This is a genomic window from Pseudomonas sp. RL_105y_Pfl2_101, assembly GCF_963970585.1.
In the GTDB taxonomy this organism is placed as follows: Bacteria; Pseudomonadota; Gammaproteobacteria; order Pseudomonadales; family Pseudomonadaceae; genus Aquipseudomonas.
The window spans coordinates 70,687-95,190 of sequence record NZ_CAXAPG010000008.1 but is presented as its reverse complement, the minus strand read 5'-3'; the positions used below and the strand labels follow the sequence as shown (position 1 = coordinate 95,190).

The following is a 24,504-nucleotide window of genomic DNA, read 5'->3' as shown; positions in this document are numbered from 1 at the left end:
CACCATAGAGCCGGTGACGAGGGCGTGCGCGTATGAATTGCGTAGGCGCTGTGTAGGAGCTGTCGAGTGCAACGAGGCTGCGATCTTTCCCCAGCCACTTGAGTCCCAAGCGAAAGATCAAAAGATCGCAGCCTTCGGCAGCTCCTGCACGGCGCCCGTCCTGGCGTAGCGGAATCATTTGCCGAGCTTGCGCAACTCATCCGACTCCACGACTCGTACCCCATCCTGTTCTTCCAGTGCCAAACGCCACATGGCGCGGGCCAGTTGGCAGGCTTCGATGCCGTGGTACTTGCCTGGGATCAGTTTCGACAAGGGGCCGGCCAGTTGCTCGGCCAGGCGCGGTTCGACGCGGTCGCCCAGCAACAGGGAAGGCCGGCAAATGGTCAGTTGCGGCCAGCCTTGGGCCTTGAGTGCCGCCTCCATTTCACCTTTGACCCGGTTGTAGAAAATCGATGACTTGGCGTCAGCCCCCAACGCACTGATCACCACAAGGTGCCGTGCGCCCAGTTCCCGGGCACGCTTGGCAAATGCCACGACCAGGTCCAGGTCTATCGCGCGGAAGGCCGCTTCAGAGCCGGCTTTCTTGATGGTCGTGCCGAGGCAGCAAAAGGCGATGTCGATCTGGCCGCCGAGTTGGGGCAATACCTGCGCCGGTTCCCCGACCGGGTTTTCCAGGCGTGTGTGCTCGGCCAGCGGCCGGCGCGTGGGGGCCAGGACCCGGGTGATGGTCGGCTCATTGAGCAGCCGGTCCAGTAGGTGTTCCCCGGTCAGCCCGGTAGCTCCGGCAAGCAAAACATGCTGAGGCGTCAAGTACATAGTGTTTCCCCCTTGATACGGTTCAGCTTAGTTGCTCTTTGTGGCCTCGTCGTTCAAAGCAGCACTTTGCAATGCTTTACGTGCCTGCTGTTTGCGCAGCAGTTGCCAGTGGGAAAGGACCGTTCTGGGCGCCCACATCTGCGGTTCGGACGCTTCGAAATTGTCGGCCTGTTCGCGCTCGGCGACGATGGCCTTGGCGCGCTTGAAGGCTTGCTCCAGGTTGTCGGTCTGGTTCAGTGCCTGGGCGAACAGCGCATCGCCGAAGTAGGTGAAGTTGGCTTCCTCGGAGCAGCCAAAGGATACCCGGTCGGCCCGTGAAGCAGTCATGATCAGGGTGCGTTCATCCTTGAGTGCCGGGATGAAACCGCCGGAATAACAGGCCGAGATCACCACGATCTTGTCGCGTTTTTTCAGCGGCGCCAGCACTACGGCCAATTCATCGGCGGGCAGGTCGGGCAGTTCCATGCGCGGCTGATCGAGCACCAGCTCATGCTCGCTGGTGCCGTGGCTGGTCAGGTAGATGAAAATCAGGTCTTCCGGGCCACTGCGCTCGGCCAGGGTGGCGGCGGCGCGGCGCAGGCTTTCGCGGCTGGCCATGGGGCGGTCGCCGAGGTGATCGCGGTGGTTGACCAGGCGGATCTGCCCGAACGCGCCGAAACGGCTGGCGAGCATGTTGGCGACATAGTCGGACTCGCGCAGGAACACGCTTTGCTTACCATCGCCGCCCAAGGTCAGGCTGTACAGCTCAACCGCTGGGGTCGAGGCCGGGATGTTGGCCAGGGCATCCTCCAGCAGGCGGCCTTGGGCCAGCACGCCGAGTTCGAGTGCATCCGGCAGCAGCCGGCCGTCAGCGTTGCGCACCCGTTGGCCGTTGGCCCAGGTGCCACTTTGCACGGTGCCATCGGTCAGCACCAGGGTGCCGCGTCCGTGGTAGCTGTCGCTTTCGAACTGGCCGACGTAAAAACTGCCGTCGGGCAGGTTCAGGCGGCCCTCGCCGGTAAAGCGCCAATCATTGAATTGACCGAGATAGTGACTGCCGTCGGCGCCGATCAGTTCGCCCTTGCCGGTCAGTGCGCCGTCCTTGAATTGGCCGATCCAGACGTCGCCGTCGGCATTTTCGTAGCGACCGCGACCGTTGAGCTGGTTGTTCTTGAAGCCGCCGATGTAGACGTCGCCATCGGCACTGTTGAAGGTGCCCTTGCCCTGCAGTTGCCCGTCGACAAAATGCCCGGTGAACTGGTTGCCACTGGCGTCGAAGCGCTGGCCTTCACCGTTGGGCTTGCCGTTGACGAATGGGCCCTGGTATTGGCTGCCGTCGTCGAGTTCCAGGCGTCCGAAACCGGAATAGCGGTCGGCCTTGAACTCGCCCCGGTAGCTCATGCCGTTTTCCTTGAGCGTCCCTTCACCGTCCCGCCGCCCCAGCTTGAAGCCGCCGGTGTAGCTGCTGCTCGGTGTGGTCAGGCTGCCCTGGCCGTGGAACAGGCCCTGCTGGAACTGGCCACGATAGACCTCGCCATTGCTGCCATGCCATTGCCCGGTGCCGTGCCACTGGCCTTTGTCGAACTGCCCGGCGTACCAACTGCCATTGGGGTAATCGATGCGCCCCTGGCCTTGCAGAAGCCCGTCCACCAGGTCGCCGCGGTAGCGGCCGCCGTCGGGCAGGCGCGCGTCGGGAGGCAGCGGCGATTCGCCGTCGCCACAGGCTGTGAGCAGCAGGGTCAGGGTCAGTGGGACGAATAAGCGCATAACGGGTTCCAGGTCATCAGGCCACGAGTATGCCGCAGCTAGACATAGAGAAGCGATGCGAAACTGCCTGGACGGTTTCGCATTTGTGCCTTCTTACACGAAGCAGAGCGACAGCGGCTCGGCGATGTAGGCCGGTTTTTCCGAACCTTCGATTTCCAGCGTGGCGGTGGCCTTGAGCAGCCATTGGCCGGTTTTTTTCTCGGTGACTTCCACCAGGTCGACCTTGAGCCGGACCTTGGAATCGACCTTCACCGGTTGGATAAAGCGCACGCTGTCCAGCCCGTAGTTGACGACCATCTTCACGCCCTCGGGCAGGATCAGGATGTCTTCCATCAGCTTGGGCATCAGCGACAGCGACAAGAAACCGTGGGCGATGGTGCCGCCAAACGGGGTCTGCGCGGCCTTGACCGGATCGACGTGGATGAACTGAAAGTCGCCAGTGGCTTCGGCGAACAGGTTGATGCGCGCCTGATCGATGGTGAGCCATTCGGAACGTCCAAGTTCCTTGCCGACATAATCTTTGAGCGCTGCAACGGGGACGTAGGGCATTGAGACTCTCCTTGGGTTCATCTGTTTTACTTTTTCTGGAACGGGGATCGGCATCCCCGGAGAACCACTGTAGATCAACATGGCGCTTAAGGAAGGTCACCGAACATGCTTTTTACGAATGCCGACCCATAGCGCAGGCGTGTTTAAATGTGTCGCCTGATTACTCCCTGTAGGCGCTGTCCGAAGGCTGCGATCTTTTGGTCTTTCGCTCCAGGATTCAATTGGCTGGGGGAAGATCGCAGCCTCGTTGCACTCGGCAGCTCCTACGCAGCTACAGGGGTGGGGTTTATGGATGTTTGTAAGGGGAGAGAGCGGATGTTGCTACGGGGCCTGACCTGGTTGGTGCTGTTTCAATTGCTGGGCACTGCGATCAATCATTTGTTCTTGCCGGTGCTGCCGGGGCCAATCATTGGCTTGCTGCTGTTGCTGGGCTATCTGGTCATGCGCGGCGAAGTCAGCGAGCCGCTGAGTCTGGCCGCCGGCAGCCTGCTGCGTTATCTGCCATTGCTGCTGGTGCCGCCCGCAGTGGGGGTGATGGTCTATGCCCAGGCGATTGCCGCCGACTTCTGGGCCATCGTCGGCGCGTTGACGTTGTCGCTGGTACTGTCGGTGGCGTTGACGGGAGTGCTGATGCAGCGCCTGGCCCGGCGTCACGTCGCCGCCCCGGAGGACGGCCAATGATGCTCGACTGGCAGGGCGCCTGGACCTCGGTGATCCATCATCCGCTGTTCGGTATCGGCATTACCTTGGGCGCCTATCAACTGGTGCTGGCGGCGTTCGAAAAGACTCGCTGGGTGTTCTTGCAACCGGTGTTGATGTCGATGGTGCTGTTGATCGGCGTGCTGGTCGGTTGCGGCATCGACTATGCCGAATACCGCAAGAGCACCGAGATCCTCAGCATCCTGCTGGGCCCGGCCACGGTCGCCCTGGCGGTGCCGTTGTATTTGAACTTGCGACGGATCCGGCAGTTGTTCTGGCCGATTTTTACTACGCTGGTGATAGCTGGGGTGTTTGCCACGGGCTCTGCGGTGGTATTGGGCTGGGCGTTTGGCGCCGAGCACATGATTTTGATGACCATGGCGCCCAAGTCCGTGACCTCGCCGATCGCCATGCTGGTGGCCGAGCAGATCGGCGGCGTCGCGGCGATGGCGGCGGTGTTCGTGTTGATCACCGGAGTGCTCGGGGCGATCCTCGGTCCGAGCATTTTGACGAAACTGGGTGTCCATAGCCCAGAAGCCCGGGGCATGGCCCTGGGGCTGGCGGCTCACGCGGTGGGCACGTCGGTGGCGTTGCAGGAAAGCGAGGAGGCAGGCGCTTTTGCGGCGCTGGCAATGAGTCTGATGGGCGTGGCCACGGCGGTGTTGCTGCCGTTGGTGGTGTCGATGACGGTTTAAGGAACTGGTTATGAGCTTGCCGCTTTTCCCGTTGAACACCGTGCTATTCCCCGGTTGCATCCTCGACTTGCAGATTTTCGAGGCGCGTTACCTCGATATGATCGGGCGCTGCATGAAACAGGGCGAAGGTTTCGGTGTGGTGTGCATCCTCGATGGCGAGGAAGTCGGCATCGCACCTGAAGGCTACGCGCGGGTCGGTTGTGAGGCGCGCATCACCGATTTCTCCCAGCAGGACAACGGTCTGCTGGGCATTCGCGTGCAGGGTGGGCGGCGCTTTATCGTCCATGGCAGCAGTGTCCAGGCGGATCAACTGACCGTCGCCGAGGTCGAGTGGCTGGAAGAAGAGCCGGAGCAACCGCTGCAGGATGAAGACGCCGACCTGATGGCGCTGCTCAAGGCCCTGGCCGAGCACCCGATGGTCGAGGCGCTGAACATGGGCACCGAAGCGAGCGGCCAGCAATCGCTGGGCAATCAACTGGCCTACCTGTTGCCGTTCAATGAGCTGGACAAGATCGACCTGCTGCAACTCGACGACCCGCAACAGCGCCTGGATGCGATCCAGGCCTTGCTCGATGAGTTGCAGGGCGAACTCTTCGCCTGACGCGCCGATATGGGTAGATCAATGCGGACCTCTGTGGGAGCGAGCAGGCTCGCTCCCACAGGTGGGGTGCAGCGTCTTGGCGTCAATAGGCATACCGCAACATCGCATGCGGCAAGTGCCGCAGGGCGAAGAAGCTGAACGCCGCCACCAGCGCCGGCAGGATCAGCCACCAGATTTTCGGCGGCATGGCCGGCAACGGGGCCTGGCGTTGGCTCAACCACAGGACGGCGGCGCAGACACAGGCGGCGAGCATCGCCCCGGCGACGATGTCGCTCGGCCAATGCGCCCCCAGGTAGACCCGCGACAGGGCAATGGCCAGCGCCGGCAGGCAGCCCAGCAGCAGCCAAGTCAGGCGCAGGCGCGACGGTTGACCGCGGCCGGCCAAGACGGTCAGGGCCAGGAACAGCGCGAACGCCCCGGAGGCATGGCCGCTGGGCATGCTGTAGCTGGTCAACGGGTCGGTGAGGATTTCCGGGCGCACGCGGGCAAAGAAGTGTTTGCTGCCGGTATTGGCCAGCGCGGTGAGCAGCATCGTGCCACCGGCAAAGATTGCCTGGCGCCATTGGCGCGCCAGCAATAGCAACCCGGTCAGCAGGGCGCTGAAAATCAGCATGTTGCGGAACTCGCCCATGAGCGTAAACGTCACGGCGATCTCATCCAGCGTCGGGCTGCGATGCTCCTGGACCAGGGCCATCAAGCCCTGGTCGAACGCCGTCAGGTAACGAAAGCCGTTGAACAGGCCGATCAGGATCACCAGGCCAAGGCCTGCGATCAGCGCCGTGGCATGGCGATGACGACGCAAGCTGCTGTTGACGCTCAGCCCGATCATCACCGCGATGCTGCCGATGACCACGCCGGCCTGAGGCCAGAAACCTTCGGGCAGCGGCAGGCGAAACGCCGCTCCGGTGGCCCAGCCCGGCAACAGGTACGCCACGGTCCAGCCCGCCGCGGCCAGTACGCTGACGACGGCGAAGCGTGGGAATGGCATGTCGCACATCCCGGCCACCATCGGCAACATGGGCCGTAACGGGCCGATAAAACGGCCCACCAGCAGGCTGGCGATGCCGTAGCGCTGGAAATAACTTTCCGCTGCGCCCATCCATTCCGGGTGATGCCGCAGCCCCGGCAGGCGCCGGATGTTCTGGTGGAAATGCCGGCCGAGGAAGTACGACACCAGGTCCCCGAGCAGCCCGCCAAGCAGGCCCAGCAGCAACGTCTCGCCCAAGGACAACGCGCCGCTGCCGGCCAGCACGGCGATGGCAAACAACAGCACGGTACCTGGCACGATCAAGCCGGCGATGGCCAGGCACTCCACGCAGGCGACGATGAACACCGCCACCGCCAGCCATTGCGGGTTGACGGTCAGCCAGCCGGTGATGCTATCGAGCCATGGGCCCATAAATACAACTCCATTGAAAATTGATTGGCATGCAGTTTTTACTGTGTGAGCGAGCCTGCTGTGAACGAAAACTCAAGATCACTGAAGATTAAAGCTGTGGGAGATGCGGTATTTCATCAGGGCAACAAAAAGTAATCACGGCCTTCGACCTGTCCGCGCCGCAACGGGTTGCGGGTACACCACGGGGCGTAGGCGGCGTCGACAAAACGGTAGGGCAGGTGCTCGTCCCGTCCCCGGGGAATGCCCAGGCGGGTGGTCTGGATTGCATTGACCGTCGGCACGCCGACATCTTCCACCAGCAAGCGCTCGGCGTCGAAGCGTTTAGCGTCCCAGTCCGGCACCTTCAGCCCCAGGGCTTTACACAGCAGAGTCTGGCCGGCGCAGAGTTTCTGCGGTGTGCGCGGCCGGCCTTGGGCGTCGGGGTTGTTGAGCAGCATCTGCGCCAGGCTCGCCGGCCCGCAAAGGGCATCAACCCACGGGTATGCCGATTTGATCAACACTGCATTGCCGGGGCCCTGGGCGCTGAAGTTCAACGAATCGCCGCCCCGGGCGTAGTACATATAGATGTGGCCGCCGTCCAGAAACAAAGCCTTACGCTTCTCTGTGTAGCCCAGCGAGGCGTGGCTGCCTTTTTCGGTGAGGTAATACGCCTCGGTCTCGATGATCCGCGCGCTGAGCCAGAGGTTACCGACCTTGTGACGGATGACCTTGCCCAGCAGGTCTTTGGCGAGCACCTGGGCGTCGCGATCGAAAAAGGCGTAGGGCAAGGCGTTGGGCGATGGCAAATCGGTCATGGCGATAAACGAAGTGAGGCCAAAGGAGGCGCGATGATAGCAATGGAAAGCTTAATCAGCGCTGAACACGCGCTTCAACCGGCTGTTTAGGGCTGTTTTGCTCCTCCGCCGGTCACCACTGTGAGTCCATGCTGTTAGTCGAGGGTTACGACAGCTATAATCTGCCGCTTTCCTCATCGCCAAGACCACACAGACCATGACTGAGTCCGTTCTTGACTACATGACCCGCCTGGGTCGCGCCGCTCGCCAAGCGTCGCGCATCATCGGCCGGGCCAGCACCGCGCAGAAAGACCGCGCCCTGCAGGCCGCCGCCAATGCGCTGGACGCTGCGCGTGCCGAGTTGTCCGCTGCCAACGAACTGGACCTGGCCGCCGGCCGGGCCAATGGTCTGGAGCCGGCCATGCTCGAGCGCCTGGCGCTGACCCCGGCACGCATCGACGGCATGATCGTCGGTCTGCGCCAGGTCGCGGCCCTGCCGGACCCGGTCGGGGCGATCCGCGATATGAGCTACCGCCCGTCGGGCATCCAGGTCGGCAAGATGCGCGTGCCCTTGGGCGTGGTCGGGATCATCTACGAGTCGCGGCCGAACGTGACCATCGACGCCGCCAGCCTGTGCCTGAAGTCGGGTAACGCGACCATCCTGCGTGGCGGCTCCGAAGCTATTCATTCCAACCGTGCCATTGCCGCCTGCATCCAGCGCGGCCTGGCCGAGGCCGATCTGCCGGCGGCCGTGGTGCAAGTGGTGGAAACCACTGACCGCGCCGCAGTCGGCGCGCTGATCACCATGCCCGAGTTCGTCGATGTCATCGTGCCGCGTGGCGGCAAGGGCCTGATCGAACGGGTCAGCCGTGACGCCCGCGTGCCGGTGATCAAGCACCTGGACGGCATCTGCCACGTCTACGTCAGCGCCCACGCCGAATTGCCGAAGGCCCAGCGCATCGCCTTCAACGCCAAGACCTACCGCTACGGTATCTGCGGCGCGATGGAAACCCTGCTGGTGGACCAGGCCGTGGCCAAGGACTTCCTGCCGTCGATGGCTGCCCAGTTCGGCGAAAAAGGCGTCGAGCTGCGCGGTTGCGAGCGCACCCGGGCGATCATCGAGGCCGTTGCGGCCACGGAAGAAGATTGGGACACCGAATACCTGGCGCCGATCCTGTCGATCCGTGTGGTCGACGGGGTGGACGAGGCCATCGAGCACATCAACCGCCACGGCTCGCACCACACTGACGCCATTGTCAGTGAAAGCCTGGGTGAAACCCGGCGCTTCGTGGCCGAAGTGGATTCGGCGTCGGTGATGATCAACACCCCGACCTGCTTCGCCGATGGTTTCGAATACGGATTGGGTGCCGAGATCGGCATTTCTACTGATAAGCTGCACGCCCGCGGTCCGGTGGGCCTGGAAGGCCTGACCTGCGAGAAGTACATCGTGGTCGGGGACGGCCAGTTGCGCGGACAGGAGCCGGTCTGACTTGGGCGATCTCGACCCACTGGCCTCTATGACTACGACCGCAGTGACGGCGACCACCGCGCCAAAGCGCATCGGTATCCTGGGCGGCACGTTCGACCCGGTGCACATCGGCCATTTGCGCGGTGCGCTGGAAGTCGCCGACGCCCTGGCCCTCGATGAGCTACGCCTGACGCCTAGCGCCCGGCCGCCTCACCGGGATACGCCGCAGGTGTCGGCGCAGGATCGCCTGGCGATGGTCGAGTGCGCGGTGGCCGGTGTGGCACCGTTGGTGGTGGACGCCCGCGAATTGCAGCGGGACAAACCGTCCTACACTATTGATACCCTGGAGCTGATGCGCGCCGAACTGGCCGCGGATGCCCAGGTTTTTCTGCTTCTGGGCTGGGACGCATTTTGCGGCCTGCCCACTTGGCATCGCTGGGAAGAGTTGCTCCAGCATTGCCACATCCTGGTGTTGCAACGCCCGGATGCCGACAGCGAGCCGCCGGATGCCTTGCGCAACCTGCTGGCGGCCCGCTCGGTGAGCGACCCGCTGGCCTTGAAAGGGCCGAGCGGACAGATTGCATTCGTCTGGCAGACGCCGCTCGCGGTATCCGCCACCCAGATCCGTCAACTGCTGGCCAGCGGTAAGTCGGTACGTTTCCTGGTGCCCGACGCGGTCCTGGCCTACATCGATGCGCACGGGCTTTACCGTGCGTCGAACTGAAAAAGGTGTGCTTCAAGGCACGTGAATGCGTGTAGCGAAGCGCCCGAACATACGAGCAAAACGAGTTTTATATGACTGACAAAGATGTAAGCAAAGTAAAGCGCAAGGGCACATTCAAGAGCGCCCCGCTGCCGGTAGAGGCCCACACCGGCGTCGTACTGGCCGGTGAAGAGCTGGTCAAGGTCGCCGTTGCGGCCCTGGAAGACGTCAAGGCCCAGGACATCCAGGTGATCGACGTTCGTGAAAAGCAGAGCATCACGGACTACATGATCATCGCCACCGGTACCTCCAACCGCCAGATCGGCGCGATGCTGGACAAGGTCCGCGAAGCGGTCAAGGCCCAGGGCGTCAAGCCGCTGGGTGAAGAAGGCAAGGGTGACAGCGACTGGGTACTGCTGGACATGGACGACGTCATCGTGCACATGATGACTGCCTCGGCGCGCCAGTTCTACGACCTGGAGCGCCTGTGGGCCGGTGCCGAGCAGAGCCGTTCGGCCAGCGCTGCGCACCACAGCCCGGAAAACCCCCATGAGCACTTCACCAAGCTCAACAAAGACCAGCAATAAGGGACCGCTGTGCGACTGCGCCTGATCGCCGTCGGTTCTCGCATGCCCAAGTGGGTGGAAGAAGGCTGGCATGAATATGCCAAGCGTCTTCCGTCCGAGCTGGCCCTGGAACTGGTGGAAATTCCGCTCAACACCCGTGGCAAGAACGCCGACGTGGCGCGCTTCATCCGCCAGGAAGGCGAAGCCATGCTGGCCAAGGTCGGGCCGAACGAGCGCATTGTCACCCTTGAAGTCCATGGCAAGCCTTGGAGTACCGAGCAACTGGCGGTGGAGCTCGATCGCTGGCGGCTGGATTCGCGCACGGTCAATTTCATGGTCGGTGGCCCGGAAGGGTTGGCGCCGGAAGTCTGTGCCCGGGCCGATCAGCGTTGGTCATTGTCGCCGTTGACGTTGCCGCACCCGCTGGTGCGGATTCTGATCGGCGAACAGCTGTATCGTGCCTGGACAGTTCTGTCCGGGCACCCTTACCACAAGTAATCCTGCCCCATGCCCCGGCCGATCCGCATCAAGGACCACGAAAAAGACGCCCGCCTGGTGCGGGGCCGCGTCGTGTTCGGTGCCATTGCCGTGGTGACGCTGATCGGCGTGCTGATTGCGCGCTTGTATTTCCTCCAGGTGATCCAGTACGAGTACCACTCGACCCTGTCGGAAAACAACCGGGTGCATGTGCAGCCGATTCCGCCGACCCGCGGGTTGATCTTCGACCGCAATGGCGTGGTGGTGGCGGATAACCGGCCCAGTTTCAGCTTGAGCATGACCCGCGAGCGCTCCGGCGACTGGCAGCATGTACTCGACGTCATCGTCGAGGTGCTGCAACTGACGCCCGAGGACCGGGCGATCTTCGAGAAGCGCATGCGCCAGGGCCGCCGCCCGTTCGAGCCGGTGCCGATCCTGTTCGAGCTGACTGAAGAGCAGATCGCCCTGATCGCTGTGAACCAGTTCCGCCTGCCCGGCGTCGAGGTGGTGGCGCAGTTGGTGCGTCATTATCCCCTGGGGGCGCACTTTGCCCACTCGGTCGGCTACATGGGGCGGATCAACGAGAAAGAGCTCAAGACCCTCGACCCGGTCAATTACAGCGGCACGCACCACATCGGCAAGACCGGCATCGAGCGTTTCTACGAGCCCGAACTGCATGGCCAGGTGGGTTACGAGGAAGTCGAAACCAACGCTCGCGGCCGCGTACTGCGGGTGCTCAAGCGCACTGACCCGATTCCTGGCAAGGACATCGTCCTGAGCCTGGACATCAAGCTGCAAGAGGCCGCCGAAGCGGCGCTGGGCGGGCGGCGTGGTGCCGTGGTGGCACTGGACCCGAACACTGGGGAGGTGCTGGCGATGGTCAGCCAGCCGAGCTTCGACCCGAACCTGTTCGTCACTGGCATCAGCTTCAAGGCTTACGCCGAGTTGCGTGATTCCATTGACCGGCCGCTGTTCAATCGCGTGCTGCGCGGCCTCTATCCGCCGGGGTCAACCATCAAGCCGGCGGTGGCGATTGCTGGGCTGGACTCTGGCGTGGTGACCGCATCGAGCCGGGTCTATGACCCTGGTTACTACCAACTGCCGAACTACGACCACAAGTACCGCAACTGGAACCGCAGCGGCGACGGTTATGTGGACCTGGAAACGGCGATCATGCGTTCCAACGACACCTACTTCTATGACCTGGCCCACAAGCTGGGGATCGATCGGCTGTCGTCCTACCTGGGCAAGTTCGGCATCGGTCAGAAGGTCTCCCTGGACATGTTCGAAGAGTCGTCTGGATTGATGCCGTCCCGGGAGTGGAAGCGGGCGACCCGGCGCCAGGCGTGGTTCCCCGGCGAAACCCTGATTCTGGGGATCGGCCAGGGCTACATGCAGGCCACGCCCTTGCAGCTGGCCCAGGCCACGGCGCTGGTGGCGAGTAAGGGCAAGTGGTATCGCCCGCACTTGGCCAAGACCATCGAAGGCGAGAAACCGGTGGACCCGGACCCGATGCCAGACATTATCCTGCGCAACCCGTCGGACTGGCAGAAGGTCAGCAACGGTATGCAGCAAGTGATGCACGGCGCCCGGGGCACCGCTCGCAAAGCCGCTATCGGCGCGCAGTACCGCATTGCCGGCAAGAGCGGTACGGCCCAGGTCGTCGCCATCAAGCAGGGCGAGAGGTACGACCGGTCCAAGGTCCAGGAGCGCCATCGCGACCACGCCTTGTTCGTCGGTTTTGCGCCGGCCGACAACCCGAAGATCGTCGTGTCGGTGATGGTCGAGAACGGTGAGTCGGGTTCCGGTGTCGCCGCGCCAGTGGTGCGCCAGATCATGGACGCCTGGCTGCTGGATGAGCACGGCCAGCTCAAGCCTGAGTACGCAAGCCCCACCACTGCGGAGGCTACGGCCCGTGAAGAATAATTTCGACCGGATCCTCTCCAGTGAGGATGTGATGCGCCGCCGTGCCACCTTGTTACAGCGCATGCACATCGATGGTCCGTTGCTGCTGCTGCTGCTGACCCTGGCCGCGGGTAGCCTGTTCGTGCTGTATTCGGCCAGCGGCAAGAACTGGGACATGCTGGCCAAGCAGGCCACCTCGTTCGGCATCGGTCTGGTGTCAATGATCGTCATCGCCCAGCTCGAGCCGCGATTCATGGCGCGCTGGGTGCCGCTGGCCTATGTGGTGGGCGTGAGCCTGTTGGTGGTGGTGGACGTGATGGGCCACAACGCCATGGGCGCCACCCGCTGGATCAACATTCCCGGGGTGATCCGCTTCCAACCTTCGGAGTTCCTCAAGATCATCATGCCGGCGACCATTGCCTGGTACCTGTCCAAGCGCAGCCTGCCGCCGCACCTCAAGCACGTGTGCATCAGCCTGTTGCTGATCGGCATCCCGTTCATCCTGATCGTGCGCCAGCCGGACCTTGGCACTTCGCTGCTGATCCTGGCCGGCGGCGCCTTCGTGCTGTTCATGGGCGGGTTGCGCTGGCGCTGGATCCTCAGCGTCATGGCCATTGCCGTACCGGTGTCGGTGGCCATGTGGTACTTCGTGATGCACGACTACCAGAAGCAGCGAGTCCTGACCTTTCTCGACCCGGAGAGCGATCCGCTGGGCACCGGTTGGAACATCATCCAGTCCAAGGCCGCCATCGGCTCCGGCGGGGTGTTCGGCAAGGGCTGGCTTTTGGGTACCCAGTCGCACCTGGACTTTTTGCCGGAAAGCCACACCGACTTCATCATCGCCGTGCTGGGCGAGGAGTTCGGCCTGGTGGGCATCTGCGTGCTGCTGCTGATCTATTTGCTGCTGATTGGCCGTGGGCTGGTGATCACCGCCCAGGCCCAGACGTTGTTCGGTAAATTGCTGGCAGGCAGCCTGACCATGACATTTTTTGTTTATGTTTTCGTCAACATCGGTATGGTCAGTGGCCTGTTACCGGTCGTGGGGGTTCCGTTGCCATTCATTAGCTACGGAGGAACTTCGCTGGTGACACTACTGTCAGCGTTTGGGGTCTTGATGTCGATTCATACGCATCGCAAGTGGATCGCGCAGGTTTGAATAAGGTGAAGAGTTCAATGCAAGCAATGCGTGGCTGGTCGACGCGATATGCACCGTGGATCGGCCTGGTCGGCTTCTTGGGCGGTGCGTCGCAGGCCCAGGCTGGCGAATACGAAGGTTCGCCGCAGGTGGCCGAATTCGTCGGTGAGATGACCCGCGACTACGGTTTTGCCGGTGAGCAGCTGATGGGGGTGTTTCGCGAGGCCGAGCGCAAGCAGTCGATCCTTAACGCCATCTCCCGGCCCGCCGAACGGGTCAAGCAGTGGCATGAGTACCGGCCGATGTTCATCAGCCAGGCGCGTATCGCCCGGGGCGTGGACTTCTGGCGCCAGCACGAGGCGGCCCTGGCCCGTGCCGAGCAGGAATACGGCGTACCGGCCCAGTTCATTGTGGCCATCATTGGCGTCGAGACCTTCTTTGGCCGTAATACCGGGAATTTCCGGGTGATCGACGCGCTGTCGACCCTGGGTTTCGATTACCCGCCGCGCGCCGAATTCTTCCGCAAGGAGCTGCGCGAGTTCCTGCTGCTGGCCCGCGAAGAGCAGGTCGACCCGCTGACCCTCAAGGGTTCCTATGCCGGGGCCATGGGCCTGCCGCAATTCATGCCCAGCAGTTTTCGCGCTTACGCGGTGGATTTCGACGACGACGGTCACATCAATATCTGGACCAACCCGACCGATGCCATCGGCAGTGTTGCCAGCTATTTCAAGCGCCACGGCTGGGAAGCCGGGCAGCCAGTGGTCAGCCGTGCCGACGTGCGTGGCGAGCAGGTGGACGAGGGCCTGACCGAGGGCATCGAGCCGACGAAAACCGTCGGGGAGTTGCGGGCGTTGGGCTGGTCGAGTCATGATGCGCTGCGTGACGACATGCTGGTCACTGCGATACGCCTGGAAGGCGAACAAGGCCCCGAATACTGGATGGGCCTGAAGAATTTCTACGCGATTACGCGTTATAACCGCAGCGTGATGTACGCCATGGCCGTATATCAACTGTCTGAAGAGCTGATCAAAGCACGGGGCGTCAAATAATGCGGGCATTGCCTACCTATCTACCCCTGAAAGCCAAATCCCTCAAGCTCGTGGCGTTGGCCGCGCTGTCGTTGTTGGTCGTCAGTTGTTCGACCAGCCGCGCGCCGGCCCAGAAAAACTCCACCGCCGTGCGCGGCTCGCCCCCCGGCCTGGACATCAACCGGGCCCACAAGGACGGCGCGCCGTGGTGGGACGTGGACGTTTCGCGCATTCCCGACGCCACGCCGACCCTGCACACCGGCCCCTACAAGGCCAACCCTTACACGGTGCTGGGTAAGACCTATTTCCCGATGGCTGACTCCAAGAGCTACGTGGCCTCGGGCACGGCGTCCTGGTATGGCACCAAGTTCCACGGCCAGAACACCGCCAACGGCGAGGTGTATGACCTGTATGGCATGAGCGCGGCCCACAAGACCTTGCCGCTGCCCAGCTATGTGCGGGTGACCAACCTGGACAACAACAAGAGCGTGATCCTGCGGGTCAATGACCGTGGGCCGTTCTATTCCGACCGCATCATCGACTTGTCGTATGCGGCGGCGAAAAAACTCGATTACGCTGAAATAGGCACCGCCCGGGTCAAGGTCGAAGGTATTGACCCGCAGCAATGGTGGGCCCAGCGCGGCCGTCCGGCGCCTTTGGTGCTTAACGAACCGAAAGTGGCGCAAAATGCCGCGCCGTCCGTGTCGGCGTCCACCGGTACGGTCGAGCAGTGGACGCCACCGCCGCAGCAGCACGCGGCGGCCGTAGTGCCCGTTCAGCCGGATGCAAAAAAAAACGCTTCTGCAACAGCGTCTGGCCAGTATCTGCAAGTGGGCGCGTTCGCCAACCCGGACGCTGCCGAGTTGCTGAGGTCGAAGCTCAGCTCGATGGTGAGCGCCCCGGTGTTCGTCAGCTCGATCGTGCGCAACCAGCAGACACTGCATCGCGTGCGCTTGGGACCGATCGGTTCTCCGGGTGAAGTCCAGCAAGTGCAGAACAGTGTGCGCTTGGCCAATCTCGGTTCGCCGAGCCTGGTCAGCGCAGAATGATGTGATTGAGGACCCACTTGTGGTTCGAGTGGGTCAGGTTGTTGGCTCCACGCATAACAAAAGCCCGGCAAGGGATGTGAGCGAGCAACTTAAATACGCGGCGACCCGTCAGAAGGTTGCCTGTTTTAGTTTTGCCTTCGGGCAGTCCCATTAGCGATTTCGAGAGACGGATGAACATCACCACCTTTGCCAAACGCCTTTGCCTGCTAGTTCCGCTGCTTCTCTCTCCGGCCGCGTTCGCGGTCGAGATGATGCCTGCGCCTCCTCAATTGGCCGCCAAATCCTTTGTACTCATGGATGCCAGCAGCGGCGAGGTCCTGGTAGAGAACAACGGTGATCAGCGCCTGCCACCGGCCAGCCTGACCAAGCTGATGACCGCCTACATCGCCACCCTGGAAATCCGTCGTGGCCAGATCGGTGAAAACGATCTGGTGACCGTCAGCGAAAACGCCTGGCGTACCGGCGGTTCGCGGATGTTCATCAAGGTCGGTTCGCAAGTGACCGTCAGCGACCTGCTGCACGGCATCATCATCCAGTCCGGCAACGACGCCAGCGTCGCTCTGGCCGAGCACATCGCCGGCAGCGAAGATGCGTTCGCCGACATGATGAACAAAACCGTGGCCGACCTGGGCATGACCAACAGCCACTTCATGAACCCTACCGGTCTGCCGAACCCTGAGCACTATTCGTCGGCTCACGACATGGCGTTGTTGGCACGGGCGATCATCCACGAAGACCCGGCGCACTATGCCATCTACTCCCAGAAGGAATTCCTCTGGAACGGCATCAAGCAGCCTAACCGTAACCTGCTGCTGTGGCGCGACAAGACCGTTGATGGCTTGAAGACCGGCCACACCGAAGAAGCTGGCTATTGCATGGTGTCTTCGGCTGTCCGTGACGGCATGCGCCTGATCGCCGTCGTCTTCGGTACCAACAGCGAAGTGGCCCGTGCCGCCGAGACCCAGAAGCTGTTGACCTACGGTTTCCGTTTCTTCGAAACCCAAACCTTCTATCAGAAGGGCGCCGAACTGGCCCAGGCCCAGGTCTGGAAAGGCACCAGCAACCAGGTCAAAGCCGGCTTGGCCCAGGACCTGACCATGACCTTGCCTAAAGGCCAGCTCAAGAAGCTCGCTGCCAGCATGACCATGAGCCCGCAACTGACCGCTCCCATCGCCAAGGGCGACGTGATCGGTAAAGTCGAAGTCAAACTGGACGACAAAGTGGTGCACAGCGCCGACCTGATCGCTCTGGACGCGGTCGAGGAAGGTGGTATCTTCCGCCGCATGTGGGATAGCATCCGTCTATTCTTCTACGGCTTGTTCAACTGATTGAAGTGTTGACCTGCATGGCCTCGTTCCTATCCGGAACGGGGCCATGTGCGTTACCACGGCTTACGAGGCCGTTACCCCATGACAGACTCTGAAGTAAAAGCGCCAAAGATCGAATTCCCCTGCGTGGATTATCCGATCAAGGTCATCGGCGACACCGGTGTGGGTTTCAAGGACCGGATCATTGCGATCCTTGAAAAACATGCCACCGTTGACCATAAGACCCTGGCGGAGCGCCAGAGTACCAACGGCAAGTACACGACGATCCAGTTGCACATCATTGCCACTGGCCAGGAACAGCTCTACGACATCAACAGCGAGCTGCGCGCGACCGGTTTCGTGCACATGGTGTTGTGATGCCGGGCACGCTGGGCTTTCGCGAGCTGGGCACGATGGCTTACGAGCCGGTCTGGCAGGCCATGCAACGCTTCACGAATGAACGCGGCACCACCGCCGACGATGAAGTCTGGCTGGTGGAACACCCACCGGTGTTCACCCAGGGCCAGGCCGGCAAGGCCGAGCACCTGTTGCTTCCGGGGGATATCCCGGTGGTGAAGGTCGACCGGGGCGGGCAGGTGACCTACCATGGCCCTGGTCAACTGGTCGCCTACCTGTTACTGGATGTGCGCAAGCTGGGATTTGGCGTGCGCGAGTTGGTCACCCGCATGGAGACATGCCTGATCGAGTTGCTGGCCAGCTACGGTGTGACGGCGGCGGCCAAGCCGGATGCGCCGGGTGTCTACGTCGACGGTGCGAAAATCGCGTCCCTGGGTTTGCGAATCCGCCACGGCTGTTCGTTTCATGGCCTGGCGCTGAACGTGGACATGGACCTTGCGCCATTTCGACGGATTAATCCCTGTGGCTACGCGGGACTGGCGATGACCCAGTTGAGCGAGCACACAGGATCGATTGAATTTGCCGAGGTAAGTGCCCGGCTGCGCGCGCAGCTCGTCAAACACCTCGACTATGCTGAGCAGACGACCCTCACGGGCGGAATCGACTGATATGACTACTGATGCAGTGCAAACCATTATCCCGACGCAGGACGTCACCGAACGTCCGGCCCCACGTGCCAAGGTAGAGGCCGGCGTCAAGCTGCGCGGCGCCGAGAAGGTTGCACGCATCCCGGTCAAGATCATCCCGACCACCGAATTGCCGAAGAAGCCTGACTGGATCCGCGTGCGCATCCCGGTGTCTCCGGAAGTCGACCGGATCAAGGCCCTGCTGCGCAAGCACAAGCTGCACAGCGTCTGCGAAGAAGCCTCCTGCCCGAACCTGGGTGAGTGCTTCTCCGGCGGCACCGCCACGTTCATGATCATGGGAGACATCTGCACCCGGCGCTGCCCATTCTGTGACGTCGGCCACGGCCGTCCGAAGCCGCTGGACACCAACGAGCCGGAAAGCCTGGCTATCGCCATCGCCGACTTGAAGCTCAAGTACGTGGTCATCACCTCGGTGGACCGTGACGACTTGCGTGACGGCGGTGCCCAGCACTTTGCCGACTGCATCCGCGAGATCCGCAAGCTGTCGCCGAACGTCCAGTTGGAAACCCTGGTGCCCGATTACCGTGGCCGCATGGACATCGCCCTGGAAATCACCGCCGCCGAGCCACCGGATGTGTTCAACCACAACCTGGAAACCGTGCCGCGCCTGTACAAGGCTGCGCGTCCGGGTTCGGACTATCAGTGGTCGCTGACCTTGCTGCAGCGCTTCAAGCAGATGATGCCGCACATTCCGACCAAGTCTGGCTTGATGCTGGGCTTGGGTGAGACTGATGAGGAAGTTATCGAAGTCATGAAGCGCATGCGTGAGCATGACATTGACATGCTGACCTTGGGCCAGTACCTGCAGCCTTCCCGTAGCCACTTGCCGGTGCAGCGTTTTGTGCATCCGGATACCTTTGCCTGGTTTGCTGAGGAGGGGTACAAGATGGGCTTCAAGAACGTGGCTTCGGGGCCTTTGGTGCGGTCTTCGTATCATGCGGATGAGCAGGCTAAGTTGGTCAAGGCTGAGCTTCTGGGTTCCTGAGTTTTTGGGTGGGGTGTGTATCCGTTTTTTGTGTAATGGCGGCTTATGGTTCCGCCCTTACGGCGGGTCACTTTTGAAAAGCGCAAAAGTAACCAAAACGCTCTTGCCCCACCACTCGGTGCCTCGCCCACGAACCAATGCCTGCGTTCAGCCATCGTGGTTAACGGGGCGCCCCAGATCAAGATCAAAAGCCAAAGCGAGGCGGCCTTAGAGCCGACCTGGTTATTGGTGGGACCGCGTTTCTCCTGTGGGAGCGGGCTTGCTCGCGAAAGCGGTGTGTCAGTTTGCGGTGATGTTGGATGTGCCTGCCTCATCGCGAGCAGGCTCGCTCCCACAGGGGGCTGCGGCGTATATGTATTTTGTGGCTACCGAACATCTATGTGGGAGCGGGCTTGCTCGCGAAAGCGATGTGTCAGTTTGCGGTGATGTTGGATGTGCCGACCTCATCGCGAGCAAGCTTGCTCCCACAGGGTTCTGCGGCGTATATGCATTTTGTGGCTGCCGAGCATCTATGTGGGAGCGAGCCTGCTCGCGAAGACGATGTCACAGTCGATGAAGATGTTGGATCTGCCGACCTCATCGCGAGCAAGCTCGCTCCCACAAAGGGGATCTGCGGTGTACATGAATTGTGTGGCTGCTGAAGATCCAATGTGGGAGCGAGCTTGCTCGCGATAGCGGTGGCGCAGCCACATAGATACTGAACATGCCCCGCTCTTGCTTTGCTTTGCTTTGGATCTTGATCTTGATCTGGGCGCCCCGTTAAACCACGCTGGCCGAACGCAGGCATTGCGCAGTGGGCATCCCGGCATGGATGCCGGGATAGCCGCGCTGGGCCATGGATGGCCCTTCGCGGCGGGCCCACGGAGCAATGCCTTCGTTCGGGCATGCCGAGCCTAGGCGAGGCACCGAGTGGTGGGGCAGAGCGTTTTTGGTTACTTTTGGCGCTCTTCCAAAAGTGACCCGCTGTAAGAGCGGAACCATAAGCCGCCGTTACACAAAAAACGGATATACACACTAAGCAACAACCCGGGAATCCCATGGCCCTAACCCCACACCACCCCGTCCCAGCCCTCCCTCAAGAAGGCCTGATCGCCGTGATCGCCCCCGCCGGCCCCGCCCCCCTGGACACGGGAAAAGCCATCCAATGGATGCGTGCAAGGGGTCATGAGCTGCGAATATTTCCGGGCGTCTATGAAAAGAACGACTACCTGGCCGGCAGCGACGAAGTACGTCTCAACGACCTGCACACCGCCTTCGCCGACCCAGAAGTCAAAGCCATCATCTGCCTACGCGGCGGCTACGGCACGCCCCGTCTACTCGATCGTATCGATTTCGAGCTCTTAAAGCTCAACCCCAAACCATTCGTAGGCTACAGCGACATCACCGCCCTGCACCTGGCCATCAGCCGTTACGCCGGCTTCGTGACCTTTCACGGCCCGCTGCTCAACGCCGATCTGCTGGGCGACAAGGAACCCCCTACCGTCACCTCGTTTTTCAGCCTGCTGCGTGGTCAGTTGAAGGCCGGTAGCGCGCTGAACCATCCCGCCGCCTACCCGTTGACCACCGTCGAGCCGGGCATCGCCCACGGACGTCTGCTGGGCGGCAACTTGTCGATGATTGCCGCGACCATGGGCACGCCTTATCAAATCGACGCCGAAGGGGTGATCCTGTTCATCGAAGACGTCAACGAACCGCTGTATCGCATCGATCGTCTGCTGACTCAACTGCGATTGGCCGGCACATTGCACCAGCTACGCGGCGTATTGGTTGGGGATGTGGCGGGGGTCGACATCGAGGCATTGAACCGATTGCTCAAGCAGACCTTCGAGCCATTGCGCATCCCGGTGCTGTCCGGCTGGCGCAGCGGGCACTGCGATCCGAACCTGACCTTGCCCATGGGGGCGTTGGTGAGGTTGGATGCGGGGGAGAAGAGGTTGGTGCTGGAGCAGGATGTGGTGGTCAGTCGCTAGTCGTGTAGCGTCTGTAACTCAGCCATCGCGAGCAAGCTCGCTCCCACAGGTTGACCGAGAACACCTGTGGGAGCGAGATTGCTCGCGAAAGCGGTAGTCGCCATACGCCAATTCAGCGGCTACGCAACGCCTCCAGCAACTGCTGCGTCGGATACCCATCCGCCGGCCAGCCGAACGACTGCTGGGCGCTGCGGATGGCCTTGCGGGTGTTGGCGCCGATGATGCCGTCGGGGTTGCCCGCGTCGTAGTTATGCTTGCCCAGCAGGGTTTGCAGCTCGATGCGTTCGCTGCGGCTCAGGGGCAGGTCCTCCTTGGGCCACTGGCCATAGACCAGCCCGCCGTTGGTAAAGCGCTTTGACAACAACCCGACCGCCAAGGCATAGGACGACGAGTTGTTGTACTTGAGGATGGCGCGGAAGTTATCGAAGATCAGGAACGCCGGGCCGCGATGGCCGGCCGGCAGGAGCAGGGACGCCGACAGCTCTCTGTCATCGGGGGCTATCGGCAAGCCGCCATATTCTGAAACGCCCAGCCGCATCCATTCGGAGACGGGCTTGCGGATCGTGCCATCGGCCAGTGTGTAGTCGAAGCCCTCTGCGAGATCGACCTCGAACCCCCACGGCTGGCCGCGTTGCCAGCCGGAGCTTTGCAGGTAGTGGGCGGTCGACGCCAGGGCGTCGGTGGCGCTGCCCCAGATGTCGCGGCGACCGTCGCCGTCGAAATCCACCGCATGGGTGTTGTACGTGGTGGGAATGAACTGGGTCTGGCCCATGGCACCGGCCCAGGAGCCGAGCATTTTTTCCGGTGTGATATCGCCCTGTTGCAGGATTTGCAGCGCGGCGATCAGTTGCGCATGGGCAAAACCCGGGCGCCGTCCTTCATAGGCGAGGGTCGCCAGGGAGTTGATCACCGACTTGCTGCCTTGGAACTGGCCGAAGTTGCTCTCCATGCCCCACACCGCCACCAGCGCCTGGCGATCGACGCCATACCGCTGCTCGATGCTTTGCAGGATCTGGGCGTTCTGCCGCATCAGGCTCTTGCCTTTGTTGACCCGCAGTGGCGACAGCGCGCCATCGAGGTATTCCCACACGGGGCGGGTGAACTCCGGCTGGCTGCGATCGGCCTTGATTACGCTCATGTCCGGGCTGACGCCGACAAACGCACGGTCGAACAGGTCGCCACGGATCCCGGCGACCAGTGCCTCCTTGCGAAACCCGGCCTGCCATTCAGCAAAGGTTTGGGTGGGCGCAATGGCCAGGTCTTCACCGGTCGGCACCAGAGGCGGCACGATGGCCGGAGCGGTCACGGCGGGGGTTGTTTGGGGCGGTTGGGCGTCGGCGGCAGTAGGCTTTTCGGCGCAGGCGACAAGCAGGACAACGCTTGTGGCAACAATCATTTGGCGCAGTGGCCAACGATGGGAAAGACAGGAGGGCATGCACGGGTCCAGAAATACAAGTCAGGTGCTGACCTTAACATGCGAAAGGGGCATAGGGCTTGTCCGGTGTTTCAAGCGGCCAGAAAGCAAGAAGCCTCCCAGTTGTCAGACTGGAAGGCTTCGCGGCGGTAGCTGCCTTTGCCCTTGGCGGGTCGCTCCTGGCGGCTGCGGAACAGGGGCTGGGCGACGATGGACTTGGCCTTGTTGGGGCCATGCTTGGATGGCTTTTTGCTCATGGTGGGTACTCTCGTGGGGTTGGGTTTTGCGGGGCAAATCATGGGACAGAGTTGGGGCGTTGTCCATAGGGTAAATGGAGGCGATATTTGTAGGATCAAGAGTGGAAAAAGTCGCAGCCTTCGGCAGCTCCTACAATGGAAATGCATACTTCTGTAGGAGCTGCCGAAGGCTGCGATCTTTTATTCAGCTGGCAGAGTCAACCGCTGGCCGGCCATCAACAGCGACAAGCGACTGAGGCTCATCCACGGTGAGCCGGCGGCCTGGCCCTTGATCTGCGCATCAATGCGTTGGGCCTCGAGCAGCAATTGTGCCCAGCGCGACGCGGAATAGCGTTGCAGGGCCTTGCTCATCAGCGGTTTGCGCTTGTCCCAGACAGGCGGGCGGGCCTGACTGAAGGCCTTGTCCAGCGGTACGCCCTGGCTGTATTGCAGGGAAAGGTTGGCCAGCAGGCGCAATTCCCGGGCCAGGGCCCAGAGGATCACCGGCGGTTCGACGCCTTCGCCCCGCAGGCCTTCGAGCATGCGCAGGGCATGGGCGGCCTCACCGTTGAGGATCGCATCGGTCAGCCCGAAGACATCGAAACGCGCACTGTCGGCCACGGCAGCCTGTACCGTTTCCACGGTGATCTGCCCGCCCTCGGCCATCAGCTTGAGCTTTTCGATCTCTTGGGCGGCGGCCAGCAGGTTGCCTTCGACCCGGGCGGCAATCAGCTCCACTGCGTCCTGGCTGGCCGAGAGGCCGGCCTGGGACAGGCGTTGGCGGATCCAACTGGGCAACTGGCTGACATCCACCGGCCAGATCTGCACGAACTGGGTCTGCGGGCCTTCGACCAGGGCCTTGCCCCATTTGGTCTTCTGCGCGCTGCCGTCGAGTTTCGGCAAGCTGATGAGCAGCACGGTGTCCTCGGCGGGCCGTGAGCAATATTCGATCAACGCAGCGGCGCCCTTGTCTCCGGGTTTGCCAGATGGCAAACGCAGCTCCAGCAGGCGCTTTTCCGCGAACAACGACATGCTCGCCCCGGCCTGCAGCAGCGTGCCCCAGTCAAAACTGGCGTCGGCAGCGAATACCTGGCGTTCGTCGAAGCCTTGCTGGCGTGCAGCGGCGCGGATGGCGTCGGCAGCTTCCTGGCACAGCAGTGGGTCATCGCCACTGATGATATAGACCGGCGCGAGGGCGCCTTGCAGGTGTTTGCCGAGTTGGGCGGGGGCCAGTTTCATAACACGCGGTTCATAAGAGAAGGCGAGCGGGGCGCCGGAGCGCCCCGCAAGGCTTATTCAGCCGGGATCTGCATCGGTGACTGTTGCGGCGTTTGCGCTTCAGCCTCGCGTGCCGCTTCCAGCGCTTCGGCTTCGGCTTTGGCCTTGGCGTCGGCTGTCTGTTGCAGTTGCTCCAGTTGGGTCGGGCTCAGCTGTTGCAGGCGCAGCATCATGCGCTGTACGAGGTCGCGCCGCATTTCGCCGCTCACTTCGCTCGACTCCTGGTCGGAACCGGTGATGTTGTTGCCATCGTGCAGGTAGACCTTCTGCACCTGCAGCTTGTCGTCCAGCAGTACTAGGTCGTTCTGGCCGCGGACTTCATAGTTCAGCACGTTGCTCAGTTCGTACTCGGCCGAACGACCGGCGCCGGCATAGCTCAGGCTGCGCTGGCTTTGCTGTTCGCGGGTCAGTACCAGCTTGTACGGGGCCCCGGTGTAGACTTTCACGCCGCTGTTTTCCAGGGTGTCGCGCAGCATCTTGACGGTGTCGCCATAGGCGTCCCGTGCGCTGAGGTCCAGTTCCGTGATGGCCAGCTCGGTGGTACCGGTGCCGCGCAGTTGGAAGCCGCAGGCGCTCAACAGGACCGCCAGGCCCACTACCAGCAGATTACGTTTGATCATCTTGTTGCTCCCCTTGAACCC

25 protein-coding genes are annotated in these 24,504 nt (G+C 62.2%); 16 read left to right on the top strand and 9 right to left on the bottom strand.

Translation table 11 applies throughout. From position 1 onward, the window contains the following. Positions 1 to 174: 174 nt before the first annotated feature. The 3 genes from AACY31_RS11960 to AACY31_RS11950 all read right to left on the bottom strand — a co-directional run bounded on the left by AACY31_RS11960 (position 175) and on the right by AACY31_RS11950 (position 3,111). The gene (locus AACY31_RS11960) at positions 175 to 816 is read right to left on the bottom strand and encodes an oxidoreductase (protein WP_339481870.1); all 642 of its coding nucleotides are present in this window, start codon (positions 814 to 816) and stop codon (positions 175 to 177) included. Between the two features lie 27 nt (positions 817 to 843). Further along, positions 844 to 2,562, bottom strand: coding sequence for a C13 family peptidase (locus tag AACY31_RS11955; RefSeq protein WP_339481871.1), 1,719 nt, complete (start codon positions 2,560 to 2,562; stop codon positions 844 to 846). Between the two features lie 93 nt (positions 2,563 to 2,655). Then, positions 2,656 to 3,111, bottom strand: coding sequence for a MaoC family dehydratase (locus AACY31_RS11950; RefSeq protein ID WP_339504510.1), 456 nt, complete (start codon positions 3,109 to 3,111; stop codon positions 2,656 to 2,658). Positions 3,112 to 3,426: 315 nt separating this feature from the next. Here AACY31_RS11950 and AACY31_RS11945 point away from each other — a divergent pair, with 315 nt between their 5' ends. The 3 genes from AACY31_RS11945 to AACY31_RS11935 are packed head-to-tail and all read left to right on the top strand — an operon-like array spanning position 3,427 to position 5,106. After that, positions 3,427 to 3,792, top strand: a complete 366-nt coding sequence (locus tag AACY31_RS11945) for a CidA/LrgA family protein (protein WP_339481873.1) — start codon at positions 3,427 to 3,429, stop codon at positions 3,790 to 3,792. Continuing rightward, positions 3,789 to 4,505, top strand: coding sequence for an LrgB family protein (locus AACY31_RS11940; protein WP_339481874.1), 717 nt, complete (start codon positions 3,789 to 3,791; stop codon positions 4,503 to 4,505). The genes AACY31_RS11945 and AACY31_RS11940 overlap by 4 nt, the downstream gene beginning before the upstream one ends. Before the next feature lie 10 nt (positions 4,506 to 4,515). Continuing rightward, positions 4,516 to 5,106, top strand: coding sequence for an LON peptidase substrate-binding domain-containing protein (locus AACY31_RS11935; RefSeq protein WP_339481875.1), 591 nt, complete (start codon positions 4,516 to 4,518; stop codon positions 5,104 to 5,106). Between the two features lie 82 nt (positions 5,107 to 5,188). Here AACY31_RS11935 and AACY31_RS11930 read toward each other — a convergent pair whose 3' ends face one another. Continuing rightward, complete coding sequence (locus AACY31_RS11930) at positions 5,189 to 6,505, bottom strand: bifunctional DedA family/phosphatase PAP2 family protein (RefSeq protein WP_339481876.1); 1,317 nt, start codon at positions 6,503 to 6,505, stop codon at positions 5,189 to 5,191. Positions 6,506 to 6,621: 116 nt separating this feature from the next. After that, positions 6,622 to 7,299, bottom strand: a complete 678-nt coding sequence (locus AACY31_RS11925; protein WP_339504509.1) for a DNA-3-methyladenine glycosylase — start codon at positions 7,297 to 7,299, stop codon at positions 6,622 to 6,624. Between the two features lie 196 nt (positions 7,300 to 7,495). On the opposite strand from AACY31_RS11925, the gene AACY31_RS11920 reads away from it, so the two are divergent. The 13 genes from AACY31_RS11920 to AACY31_RS11860 all read left to right on the top strand — a co-directional run bounded on the left by AACY31_RS11920 (position 7,496) and on the right by AACY31_RS11860 (position 20,935). Then, on the top strand, positions 7,496 to 8,767 hold the full coding sequence (locus AACY31_RS11920) for a glutamate-5-semialdehyde dehydrogenase (RefSeq protein ID WP_339481879.1): 1,272 nt from the start codon (positions 7,496 to 7,498) through the stop codon (positions 8,765 to 8,767). A 28-nt stretch (positions 8,768 to 8,795) separates the two neighbouring features. Continuing rightward, on the top strand, positions 8,796 to 9,470 hold the full coding sequence (gene nadD, locus AACY31_RS11915) for a nicotinate-nucleotide adenylyltransferase (protein ID WP_092150587.1): 675 nt from the start codon (positions 8,796 to 8,798) through the stop codon (positions 9,468 to 9,470). Between the two features lie 71 nt (positions 9,471 to 9,541). After that, the gene (gene rsfS, locus AACY31_RS11910; protein WP_214512950.1) at positions 9,542 to 10,036 is read left to right on the top strand and encodes a ribosome silencing factor; all 495 of its coding nucleotides are present in this window, start codon (positions 9,542 to 9,544) and stop codon (positions 10,034 to 10,036) included. A gap of 9 nt (positions 10,037 to 10,045) precedes the next feature. Further along, a complete protein-coding gene (gene rlmH / locus AACY31_RS11905) occupies positions 10,046 to 10,513 on the top strand; it encodes a 23S rRNA (pseudouridine(1915)-N(3))-methyltransferase RlmH (protein ID WP_003185785.1) in 468 nt (155 codons plus the stop codon). A 9-nt stretch (positions 10,514 to 10,522) separates the two neighbouring features. Beyond that, positions 10,523 to 12,418 carry a penicillin-binding protein 2 gene (gene mrdA, locus AACY31_RS11900; protein WP_339504507.1) on the top strand — a complete coding sequence of 632 codons (1,896 nt, stop codon included), beginning with the start codon at positions 10,523 to 10,525 and terminating at the stop codon, positions 12,416 to 12,418. A gap of 31 nt (positions 12,419 to 12,449) precedes the next feature. Then, positions 12,450 to 13,553, top strand: a complete 1,104-nt coding sequence (rodA, locus tag AACY31_RS11895) for a rod shape-determining protein RodA (RefSeq protein WP_339481967.1) — start codon at positions 12,450 to 12,452, stop codon at positions 13,551 to 13,553. A 17-nt stretch (positions 13,554 to 13,570) separates the two neighbouring features. After that, positions 13,571 to 14,581, top strand: a complete 1,011-nt coding sequence (gene mltB, locus AACY31_RS11890; protein ID WP_339481882.1) for a lytic murein transglycosylase B — start codon at positions 13,571 to 13,573, stop codon at positions 14,579 to 14,581. Beyond that, positions 14,581 to 15,609, top strand: coding sequence for a septal ring lytic transglycosylase RlpA family protein (locus tag AACY31_RS11885; protein ID WP_339481883.1), 1,029 nt, complete (start codon positions 14,581 to 14,583; stop codon positions 15,607 to 15,609). The genes mltB and AACY31_RS11885 overlap by 1 nt, the downstream gene beginning before the upstream one ends. 170 nt (positions 15,610 to 15,779) lie before the next feature. Then, positions 15,780 to 16,937: a D-alanyl-D-alanine carboxypeptidase family protein gene (locus AACY31_RS11880; protein WP_339481884.1), complete on the top strand. Its 1,158-nt coding sequence runs from the start codon at positions 15,780 to 15,782 to the stop codon at positions 16,935 to 16,937. A gap of 81 nt (positions 16,938 to 17,018) precedes the next feature. Continuing rightward, the gene (locus tag AACY31_RS11875) at positions 17,019 to 17,294 is read left to right on the top strand and encodes a DUF493 domain-containing protein (RefSeq protein ID WP_339481885.1); all 276 of its coding nucleotides are present in this window, start codon (positions 17,019 to 17,021) and stop codon (positions 17,292 to 17,294) included. Beyond that, positions 17,294 to 17,941 carry a lipoyl(octanoyl) transferase LipB gene (gene lipB / locus AACY31_RS11870; protein ID WP_339492463.1) on the top strand — a complete coding sequence of 216 codons (648 nt, stop codon included), beginning with the start codon at positions 17,294 to 17,296 and terminating at the stop codon, positions 17,939 to 17,941. The genes AACY31_RS11875 and lipB overlap by 1 nt, the downstream gene beginning before the upstream one ends. Before the next feature lies 1 nt (position 17,942). After that, a complete protein-coding gene (lipA, locus tag AACY31_RS11865) occupies positions 17,943 to 18,965 on the top strand; it encodes a lipoyl synthase (RefSeq protein WP_003205886.1) in 1,023 nt (340 codons plus the stop codon). 1,037 nt (positions 18,966 to 20,002) lie between these two features. After that, a complete protein-coding gene (locus tag AACY31_RS11860) occupies positions 20,003 to 20,935 on the top strand; it encodes a S66 peptidase family protein (RefSeq protein ID WP_339481887.1) in 933 nt (310 codons plus the stop codon). A gap of 112 nt (positions 20,936 to 21,047) precedes the next feature. Here AACY31_RS11860 and AACY31_RS11855 read toward each other — a convergent pair whose 3' ends face one another. The 4 genes from AACY31_RS11855 to AACY31_RS11840 form a co-directional block, all read right to left on the bottom strand. After that, positions 21,048 to 22,370 carry a lytic murein transglycosylase gene (locus AACY31_RS11855; protein WP_339504505.1) on the bottom strand — a complete coding sequence of 441 codons (1,323 nt, stop codon included), beginning with the start codon at positions 22,368 to 22,370 and terminating at the stop codon, positions 21,048 to 21,050. A gap of 71 nt (positions 22,371 to 22,441) precedes the next feature. Next, complete coding sequence (arfA, locus tag AACY31_RS11850) at positions 22,442 to 22,606, bottom strand: alternative ribosome rescue factor ArfA (protein WP_003205882.1); 165 nt, start codon at positions 22,604 to 22,606, stop codon at positions 22,442 to 22,444. Positions 22,607 to 22,786: 180 nt separating this feature from the next. Continuing rightward, positions 22,787 to 23,824, bottom strand: a complete 1,038-nt coding sequence (gene holA, locus AACY31_RS11845) for a DNA polymerase III subunit delta (RefSeq protein WP_204128065.1) — start codon at positions 23,822 to 23,824, stop codon at positions 22,787 to 22,789. Between the two features lie 53 nt (positions 23,825 to 23,877). Beyond that, complete coding sequence (locus AACY31_RS11840; protein WP_339481892.1) at positions 23,878 to 24,483, bottom strand: LPS-assembly lipoprotein LptE; 606 nt, start codon at positions 24,481 to 24,483, stop codon at positions 23,878 to 23,880. Positions 24,484 to 24,504: the final 21 nt, after the last annotated feature.